The organism is Brenneria salicis ATCC 15712 = DSM 30166, from assembly GCF_003315515.1.
In the GTDB taxonomy this organism is placed as follows: Bacteria; Pseudomonadota; Gammaproteobacteria; order Enterobacterales; family Enterobacteriaceae; genus Brenneria; species Brenneria salicis.
Genome location: NZ_QNRY01000010.1, coordinates 80,701 through 90,327, shown reverse-complemented (window position 1 = coordinate 90,327; position 9,627 = coordinate 80,701). Strand labels below are relative to the sequence as shown.

The 9,627-nt window shown below is 48.6% G+C and carries 8 protein-coding genes; 2 read left to right on the top strand and 6 right to left on the bottom strand.

What is annotated here, in order from left to right; all coding sequences use genetic code 11:
- Nucleotides 1-129: 129 nt before the first annotated feature.
- The 3 genes from DES54_RS06810 to DES54_RS06800 form a co-directional block, all read right to left on the bottom strand.
- Nucleotides 130-402 (bottom strand): phosphopantetheine-binding protein, encoded by a 273-nt coding sequence (locus DES54_RS06810; protein WP_113865827.1) that lies wholly within the window; start codon nt 400-402, stop codon nt 130-132.
- Nucleotides 403-412: 10 nt separating this feature from the next.
- Nucleotides 413-1,924: an amino acid adenylation domain-containing protein gene (locus DES54_RS06805; protein WP_113865826.1), complete on the bottom strand. Its 1,512-nt coding sequence runs from the start codon at nt 1,922-1,924 to the stop codon at nt 413-415.
- A gap of 111 nt (nt 1,925-2,035) precedes the next feature.
- Complete coding sequence (locus DES54_RS06800) at nt 2,036-2,659, bottom strand: DUF2589 domain-containing protein (protein WP_113865836.1); 624 nt, start codon at nt 2,657-2,659, stop codon at nt 2,036-2,038.
- 344 nt (nt 2,660-3,003) lie between these two features.
- On the opposite strand from DES54_RS06800, the gene DES54_RS06795 reads away from it, so the two are divergent.
- The gene (locus DES54_RS06795; protein WP_113865825.1) at nt 3,004-6,087 is read left to right on the top strand and encodes an AMP-binding protein; all 3,084 of its coding nucleotides are present in this window, start codon (nt 3,004-3,006) and stop codon (nt 6,085-6,087) included.
- Nucleotides 6,088-6,297: 210 nt separating this feature from the next.
- Here DES54_RS06795 and DES54_RS06790 read toward each other — a convergent pair whose 3' ends face one another.
- From DES54_RS06790 to DES54_RS06780, 3 genes are all read right to left on the bottom strand, one after another.
- Nucleotides 6,298-6,729: a hypothetical protein gene (locus tag DES54_RS06790; protein ID WP_113865824.1), complete on the bottom strand. Its 432-nt coding sequence runs from the start codon at nt 6,727-6,729 to the stop codon at nt 6,298-6,300.
- 197 nt (nt 6,730-6,926) lie between these two features.
- A complete protein-coding gene (locus DES54_RS06785; RefSeq protein ID WP_113865823.1) occupies nt 6,927-7,394 on the bottom strand; it encodes a lysozyme in 468 nt (155 codons plus the stop codon).
- Nucleotides 7,387-7,962, bottom strand: coding sequence for a DUF2589 domain-containing protein (locus DES54_RS06780; protein WP_113865822.1), 576 nt, complete (start codon nt 7,960-7,962; stop codon nt 7,387-7,389). Before DES54_RS06780 ends, DES54_RS06785 begins: the two co-directional genes overlap by 8 nt.
- A 482-nt stretch (nt 7,963-8,444) precedes the next feature.
- Here DES54_RS06780 and DES54_RS06775 point away from each other — a divergent pair, with 482 nt between their 5' ends.
- On the top strand, nt 8,445-9,059 hold the full coding sequence (locus DES54_RS06775; RefSeq protein WP_113865835.1) for a response regulator transcription factor: 615 nt from the start codon (nt 8,445-8,447) through the stop codon (nt 9,057-9,059).
- The last annotated feature ends 568 nt before the right edge of the window (nt 9,060-9,627 follow it).

Below are 9,627 nucleotides of genomic sequence, written 5' to 3'. Positions count from 1 at the left end.
TGAATGCTATGATCGGCATAACTCAGTCCGGTTGGTGATTTGTTTTGATTTGGCGATTGATCAGATCGCTCAAACCGGATTGAGTTCCCTTCAGTGATCTACTATTAGGCGCAGTTATTTAGCTAAAAATTATGCTTTACTGCCTGTTCTCCCAGCGTGCACGTCACGAATACGTTGGCTCAACATTCTCACCGTCGGGTATTGGAATAAGTCGACAATAGAAACAGGAACGTCCATTTTGTTTTTGATTTCCCGATACACTTTTGACATGAGCAAGGAGTTGCCTCCCGCATCAAAAAAATTCTCAAGGGGAGAGACGTTCTGATTGTTCAGAACCCTTCGCCAGATAGAAATAATGTTATTTTCAATCTCGGCGCTTAATGTGTTTTTATCATCTGACATGTTTTCACCATTAGTTATTTACACAGGAATACAGCTTTGATTTGTCAATTTTCCCATTGGGATGCGTCGGCATTTCTTTCAACGCAATAAAGTGAGAAGGCATCATAAAAAACGGCAACGACTTGGCCAGATGCTGCTTAATTTCATGCACGTCGATGGATTGTCGATGGCGTAATACATAGAATGCAGATAATGAGGGCGTACTCTGTTCCGCGTGCTGTTCGAGAATAACGGCAGCATGATTAATTTGCGGCAATGCCTGTAAATGCGTTTCGATTTCCGCCAGTTCAATGCGATGACCGCGTAATTTAATCTGGCTATCTATCCGGCCCAGGAATTCCAGGACGCCATCGGCGCGCTGTCTGACCCAGTCGCCGGTTTTATACATTTTTCGTCCCTTTTCACCAACAAAGGGGTCATCGACAAAACGTTCCTGAGTCAGCGTCTCCGCATGAAGGTAACCTTGCGCTAAAATATCCCCCGCCAGATAAAGCTCGCCGCTTTCCCCCGGCGCGACAGGCGCCCGTTGCGCATTAAGTACATAGGTTCGCGCATGTGGGATGGCGCGGCCAATCGGCACGATTTTTTCTTCGGCGCCCGGTCGGCAACGCCAATGGCAGGCAAAAATCGTCGCTTCGGTGGGACCGTAGAGGTTGTGGATCTGCCCGGAATACTGGCGAGCGATGTCGTTGACCAGCGTTTGATCCAGCGCTTCGCCGCCGGCAAAGAGATGGCGCAATGAACGGCAACTGGATAATACATTCGCATCGACAATCACGCGCAATGCGGTGGGAACAAACTGCGCCACCGTGACCTGATGACGGTTTATAAACCCAGCCATCAAGTGCGGGTCGTATTTCGCCTCCTCGGTGATGACCGCGCAACCGGCGCCGGTGATAAGCGGCCAGAAAATCTCCCATACCGAGACGTCAAAGCTGAAGGTGGATTGGTTAAGGACCACATCTTCCGGCTTTAACGTAAAAGCGCTCTGCATCCACGTCAGATAATTCATGACGGTGCGGTGGCTGACCATCACGCCTTTTGGCGTGCCTGTCGACCCGGAGGTATACATCACGTAGCAAAGACGCTCTTGATTCACGTCAGGGAGAACGGGCGCGACCGCACAGGCGAGATCGACACGGGTGATGTTCAGGGTCTGCCGATCACCCGGATTGAAGATCTGCGATCGCGCATCATCGGTAATGATCAGGCGCGCATCGGCATGATTCACCATGTAAGTCAGGCGATCCTGGGGGTAATAGGGATCGAGGGGCAAGTAGCAGGCGCCGGTTTTCAACACCCCTAACAGGCTGACGATCAGATCCGGACTTTTACCCAGATAAATACCGACAATATCGCCGGGTTTAACGCCGCGGTTTAACAGATCGACCGCCAGCGCATTCGCCCGCTGATCCAACTGTCGATAGGTGAGTCGCTCTTTATCACACCGCAGTGCGATGCGTTCGGGCGTTTTATGCCGTTGCCGTTCGAAAGCGGCGTGAAGTACGCGCTCAGATGACATGACTGAATCCTCTTATACCGTTGATAACGCCTGATAAATATCAGGCATCCTGGTTTATTTTTTGGGCGGCCCCGAGAGCCGCAAACCTGACCGCGTGGCGCACGCCTGCCGTTATGTCGGCTCCTTCTGCGGCGGGGCTGTGGTGGTCGGCGGTTGCGAAATGGCGTACTGCGCCGCTGGGTTTTGCTCGACAGGTTGGGTTTGCGCATCGGTCAGGAAATCAATGACGCGCATGAGGGCTTCGGATGGCGGTAACCGCCGCACCTGGGTATGAATGCTATATTTGGCGCGCGTGTCCGTTGCTCTAGTCTGTGCCGCTTTATGAGATACGCGCCCCGTTATATTGACCTTAAAGGGCCCCCATCCTGGTGCGACGGACAGATCGCCTGCGTCGTCGTTATCGTTGGCTAGCGCTTCGCTCTGGGTAACTTCAAGCTCGAAATCGATGGTTCCCTCTTCGATAGCCATGATCGGATGCGCAATCGCCGCCATAAGCGGTATACGCATGGTTTTTTGCGTCACGCCTTGCGATACGCCACGTTCATCAACCAGCGTTTGGTCATAATCGAACTGTATGGTGGTGGCTTTATTGTCTTGAATACAGACGGACAGAAGAAAATCGGCATAAGCTTTACTGGCCTGCACTTGTGCCTTGATCATTGCCTGCAATGGACCGCTGATCATATTTTCCAGTGGTAATGCATTAATAACAGAACCGATAAATTGCGAATCCATAATGGTTCCTCTGTTTCTCTGATAAATAAGGCGCGATGGCGTGTCAACAGAAGATAGCAAAGCGCCAAACAAAGAAATATCCGCCAGGATGCGGTAAGGGTTTCGTAATCCGGCATAGTCTGTTTGGTATATAGGCAACAGCCCCATTTATTTGTTAAATCCTTATTCAGGCATAAATTTTATATTGTATGCCGTACACAATATTCATTCCCAGCCATGCGCGATAAAAGATATTTACTCGCATATTCAGTATTCGCTTATGAGCAATATCGGCGAAAACCATTAATGGAAGGCGAATCAGCAATACTCGCCCCAGGCGTTTCCTGAAATAGAGAAGGACACTGATGAAAAATAGCAAACCGGTCTTCAATACAATCTCTGAATGGTCAATAAAGACGCCTGATCAGGTGGCGGTCAATTTTGGCGGACATACACTGAATTACCGTCAATTAGAACAGCAGTCGCGTTTACTGGCGGATTATTTATTATTGAATTATCCGGCTAATGGCAAAGGAAGAATAGCCGTTTATCTGGAACCCGGTTTAATGATGCCGGTGGTGTTGCTTGCCATTATGAAAGCTGGCTATACCTATGTTCCGCTCTCTCATTTCCACCCCATGGAAAGGATCAGGCAAATTCTCGATGACGCCTCCGCCTTTCTGCTTCTTTCTACTCGCACGATGCTGAGCAGCGTCCGGATCGACAACGATTTTCCCACCACGCTGGCGTTAGAAGATATTCATTATCCCATGGCGCCGTATTCAGTGGTTTTGCCGACCGTCGACGATAATGATCTGGCGTATATTTTATATACATCCGGTTCTACCGGCATACCGAAAGGGGCCGCCATTACGCAGCGCAATCTCAGTTATTATCTGGGCCGGTTTAATGACGATGTATGGTCGCGGACCGGCGCGCTATTGCCCCTGACCTCGTCGCTCAGTTTTGCCGCCGCCGTGACACAATTGTACGCCCCGTTATTGCGGGGCGATACGTTGCACATTTTACCGGCCGACAGCCTGAATGAACCGGCGGCGTTACTCGGTTGGTATCAACAGCACCCGGACGGCGCGCTCTACTGCGTCCCCACCGTTTGGGATGAACTGTTGAATTATCAGGCGGGCTCTCGCCCTGCCGCCGCTTTGCCTAAAACCGTGTTCCTCTCCGGCGAGCCGGTCTCTTTCGATCTTAAAGAGCGGACTTTCCGGCAAATCCCCGATGTGCGGCTATTTAACCTCTACGGTCCCACGGAAACCACCGCCAACTGTTCATTCAGTGAATTGGAGAAAGGCAAAGTTGTGACGTTGGGCCGGGCATTGCGGGGCAGCGAAATTCTGATCATGGATGAAAATTTACAGCCTGTGGCGGAGGGGGAGGAAGGCGAAATCTGCGCCATAGGGGACGGTGTCGCACGTGGCTATATTCATCGTGAGGCGCTCACCCGGCAGCGCTTCTTCACGTATCGTCGAGGGGAGAACCGCTATTGGGGACATCGTACCGGCGATCTGGGCAAAGTGACGCCGCAAGGGGAAATTCTCTATCTGGGCCGCATCGATCGTCAGATCAAAATCAATGGCATACGCATCGAACCGGAAGAGATAGAGATCGCCTTGCGCCAGCATCCTGACATTGATAAAGCGCTAGTGCGTCCCATTCAGGAAAGCGATGGTCATCAACGTCTGGCGGCATATCTGGTGAGCCGTAACCCCGAGCTTCCAACTAACGATGTTCGTCGTTTTCTGCAAAGCAAACTGCCGCGCGCCATGCTCCCGGCGTATTTTATTATGTTGGAAAGCCTGCCCAAATTACCCAACGGCAAATTAGATATTCAGCGCCTGCCTGTGCCCTGTGCGCAGCGTCCTGAACTGGGGTATCCCTTCAAGGAAGCGGCTAATGAGCTGGAGCAGGAACTGATTGATATCTGGCAAGAGGTACTCGGGTTTCGCGAGGTGGGAGCCAACGACGACTTTTTTGAACTGGGCGGCGGCTCCTTGCAGGCAATGAAAGCCAGGCTATTGATTCGGAAACGGTTATTTAGCGATATTGATTATCCTCTGTTTTTCAATAATGCGACGCCGCATTTGCTTGCCTTCATTGTGCCCTACTATGTCAACGACGATGAACCCTCCGTCAATACGCATAAAACGGATATTGACGATTTTGCGCCGTCATCCCATCAACGCTATTTTCTGACCGTCGATCAGCTTAGTCCCGACCCTTCCGTCTATCAGTTGGCCTTTCGTCTGACGATAGAGGGAGCCCTTGACGACGCGGCGGTGGAATGGAGCCTCAAGCGTATTCTGGCAGGCAACCCGGTGCTTCGAACCCGCTTCGATCTGGACAGTACTGCGTGCTTTGAAGGGTATTATGCGCCAGAAGCGATTCCGCTTGTCAGGCTGACGGGCATTGTCGCGCATCGCTTGGCGAACACGTTAAGCGACCGGGAGCTTCTGACGTTGGCAGGCACCGCGGATATGGACCTGGAGAAAACCCCGCTGGTGCGGTTTCAACTGCTGTCGTTGACGGCGCAACGGCATATTCTGCTGGTGCGTGCGCACCATACGGTATTCGACCATGATTCTATTGGCTTGTTTTTCAATCAGTTTACTGATTATCTCCGTGCTTATGCCGCCGGAGATCGCCATTACAGGATAAACAGCGCAAAACATTATCGGCACTATCGTCAACAACGGCATCAGCAAATTAACCCCAACCGTTATCCGCAGGAACGCGCATTCTGGCGAAATAAGCTGGCTGATGATCTGCGGGCGGGGGCTGACGCCAGCGCGTTTCCCTCCATGGTCGATCAGGAGGGGGAAAACTACTGGTGTATCCTGTCAGAGCCGCTAAGTCTGGCGATAAAAAGGTATGCGCAAAAGCATCGAACCACCGCGTTTGTCTGCATGCTGACTGCCTTTAATCGGCTATTGAACCTCACGACGCGTTATCACCATATCCCGATTGGCATCCCGGTCTCCAATCGTATGTTGTATGAGCATGCCGCAACGATAGGCTGTTTTGTCAACATGGTGACCTATTATGACGCACCTAACCTTGAGGACGATTTCGCCGTGGTATTGGCACGCAGCCAGCAGAAAATCCATGCCATTCTGGATAATCAGACCATGCCTTATGATGAGTTGGTCAATGATTTACGCGCCGCAGGCGGGGTAGATAGGCTACGTTTTCCGGTCAGCTTTAACTATCTGACGGCCATGCCGCCGGCAGTGCGCATAAATAGTAGCGAATATCGGATTACGGATATCGCCAATAAGCAGGCGCGGTTGGACTTAACGCTGTCTGTTTATGATGAAGATGCGCTGGCGCTCTGTTTTAACTATCGTAAAAATGCATTTAGCGCGGACGACATCGCGACGTTCTCCAGGCATTACCACCAATTATTAACGGATATCGCGCAGCTGAGATAACACGATGAAAGGGGAGCGCGGCAGTCGGGTGCCTCCCCTACCGCTGTTGCTGGCGAGTGATTGGAGAGTAGAGTGAGGAAGCTGCGGGGCCTGGGGAGAGACAACGTCGTGAAGGGGAGAGCGGGTGCTGGACGTACATGCGAGCGATCGCCGTTGCTCTCGCTCTGATCTTGAATAATGCGGTGTTTTGGTAACTGTGCCGTATCACGATTAATGTACCGGAGGGTCTTTGTCCTTGAGCGTTTTTTGCGGCGGGGCGTTTCGTCGGCGAACGCCTTTAGCCGCTTGTTTCAGTTCTGTGGCTACATCCAGAATGTCGTTACCCTCCCGATTGCTGAAGAAGTTTGCCAATAATGTGATGAGGCCAACACTGATGGCGCCAACCAGATAACCCAATCCAATGGCATTTTCTATTTGGTTTATATTGATATGTATTATTTCAGAAATAATCCCCACTAATGAAAATGTGGAAGAAATACTGATAATAATAATGATTAATAACGCGATGATTTTGTCATGATTATTCAGCTTCTGTGGTCGCCAAAAAAAAGAAATACTGAGTCCGCCGAATAGACCTGAAATCGCCGCGACAATATCGCTGATAAGAATGTCATATAATACCGATGAGCTTGAAAGTTCCATGATATCTCCATGATAATTTGTGTTTTATATATCGGGGTGTTTTTTTAACCATAATCCTGCACGGTGCGAAAGCGCAGTTTTTGATGGTTTGGCTAATAACGGTAAAAGCATGACCATCGGAAGTTGATAAATAAATCCGCTGGCATATTGACTTATCCTATATAGTCGGCAGGTAATTTCTGCGATGCGCGTATCGGTTAGTTTTCCCCCACGGGCTCAGGAAGCAAAAAAAGCGTGCGTTCTGCTGCTCTGCGATGAAGGAGCCCTTCCACGGTTTGTTTCCCATCTTTATCCCAGCGTAAAAACTGATCGGCGCAGGCGGCATAGTTTCCCTGGTTAAGCAGGCGTAATAATGTTGAATGCTCAAGATTTTCTACTCCCAGATTGTAGGTAAATGATGCTAACGCATCAAACTGATTACCGTTAAGATCCACATCGACATAACAATGAATCCCGGCTTCCGCACTCTTCAAGTCCTGACGTAGCAACATTTCGGCTTGCTGAAGCGTGATCTCTTGGTCAAAGTTTTCATCCGGTAATATCAAATGCCCATACCCAATGGTTGGTTTACCTGCGGTATCAAGGTACTTGGTCAATCGCAGCCCTTCGAAATGTTTAATCAGAGTGATGCCCGCTGCGCCTGTCGTTTCTGGGATATTAGCCATTGCTTTTTCTCTCTGTGGTGGTTTGGGGGAGAACGAGGTGGGTATACTCGTCAATTAAACGCATAATGCTTTCTGGTGGTTCGAGAACGACGAACTGCATTTCTATATCGATATGCTGACTATTTCTTCCTTCATTGTTTTTGCCAGAGGGCGATACACTCAGGTGAAAATTGCTGATCGCGTGATTGTTCAAAGGCGGTTGGATTTCGTCCTGATGAACAGAATCGGCTCTCACCGTCATGTTCACTTTCATTTTTTCCAGCATCAATCCGCGTGGCGTGGAAAGGGCAACCAGAGGGAGTTCAATATGGCGCTTGCCATCCAGCCGGATCGCGATGGTTTTTGGTGTTAAAGCACCATCTGATTCATGTTCGAAAAAGGGATCGAGCGCTTGTTTATATTGATGGGCAATAAGTTCATTCGCCGCAGTGGCGGCGTGCTGCATACCGCGCGTAATAGCGGCTAACGTAATGGGACCCGATGATATTGCCTGTTCTTTTGGTTCATTGTCATGCGGGAGAGAGTTATTCGCTTTATTTCCTCCTGTTAGCCAGCTTTTAAATGACATGTTTTTCTCCTAAGAATGTTTGCTACAAAAAGAGAATACTCAATGTATTATGCTGCCTTGACTGGAAAGGTATTCTCCAGGTGTAAAACTTAGCGGCGAATAAAAAAAAACGTAAATCCGCCATTATATAGATAATCGTCAGGTATGTGTCATAGGCTATTGGAAAGATGAAATAATCGTTTTTCTATGATGGCGCCAAATCTTTATTGGGTTAAAAAACACCCAGAAAAGGTCTACGTTAATTTTTCCAAGTTAACTATTTCGTGACGAAAGTAGATGCTTTTTTGTATTTATTATGACTGCATAGTCTGATTTTTAAATTAAAATACAGGTGGATTATGTTAGAACATGCCCAGTGGTGTCTATAAGGTAAATGGCATATGCTGAATGACTCCGCTTTATTACTTTCATATAGGCTAATACTTTTTAGAGTGAAGTTTTTATTCACGGCATGTTCAATAATATGGAATGGAGATTATACGGTGAATATTGTGATTATTGATAAATCACCTGTTTTTATTCAGGGTTTATCGGCTGGCTTGAAGGATGTTATGTCTGGTGTGGATGTCGTTGGGGTGGAGCAAAAAGAAGAAGTATGGCCGATGCTCAACGAGTTGAACAAGAATTTTATCTTGTTCAGCTGTGATAAGGAACGTAATGATAATTATTTATTTCTCGAAAGGTTACATGAAGAAAGTATTGATACTAGCGTTATAATTATGGTGGATTATATAGATAAGTATATTTTAGATTCTTACTTGAAATACCATATCGCGGGGGTGATATTAAAAAGCTCGCCGATTGAATCCATAGCACAGGCATTAAGAACCGTATCCATGGGGATGGTCTGTCTGCCTGATGATGGCGTGATTTATGAAAAGTGGGGGATGGACAATAGTGTTAAGGGAAAACTGAGTGAAAGGCAGCATGAAATTTTGCAACTAATTGCCTCGGGAGCATCTAATAAACAAATCAGTCGCACCTTGAACATCAGCGCAGGGACGGTGAAATCACATTTGGAGTCTATTTTCAGGCGATTGAACGTGCGTAACAGGACACAGGCAGCCATTGTTTTATTAGAAGAAGAGCGCGGATAATATCTTATATCATCATCGTTCGTTGGTTTTGATGCGTAAACATCAGGGAAATAGAACAAAAGATCGGCGGTTTTCTATCAATGGCGGCTCGGCGTCGCAAATGATTCAGTGATGTCCCTTTCCCCGCTCAGTGCCAACCCGCGTGATATCCGTTGAGGGCTTTTCCGACGTCGGGGTATGTATAAAAAATACGTACAGGTTGCGAATGGTTGTCGGCGCAGTGATTTTTTGAGTGAGCGATCTCACCCTTTTTCTTATATATAAAGTAGGCATGCTCAAAGGGGGGGCTGCCCGGTCAATTCCCAACCTCGTTTGCTGCGTATCACGGGTCGGGTGCGTTGCGGCGGGGTAATGTTTTGCTTTTCGCCCCTATCATGGGTATGATGCGCCGCTCGTTTGTTGGAGCCCGGGGTACGTGACCTCTGTATCGTGTTATGCGCGGTAAATTGAGACGTCATCCGGTGAACCGTTTCAAACGTAGTCGGTTCCTGCAGGGGTACATTGCAGACGGGTTTGGCGGATGCCTTTAGATATTAATTCGATAGGCTGAAACATCAGATCTGCTCCC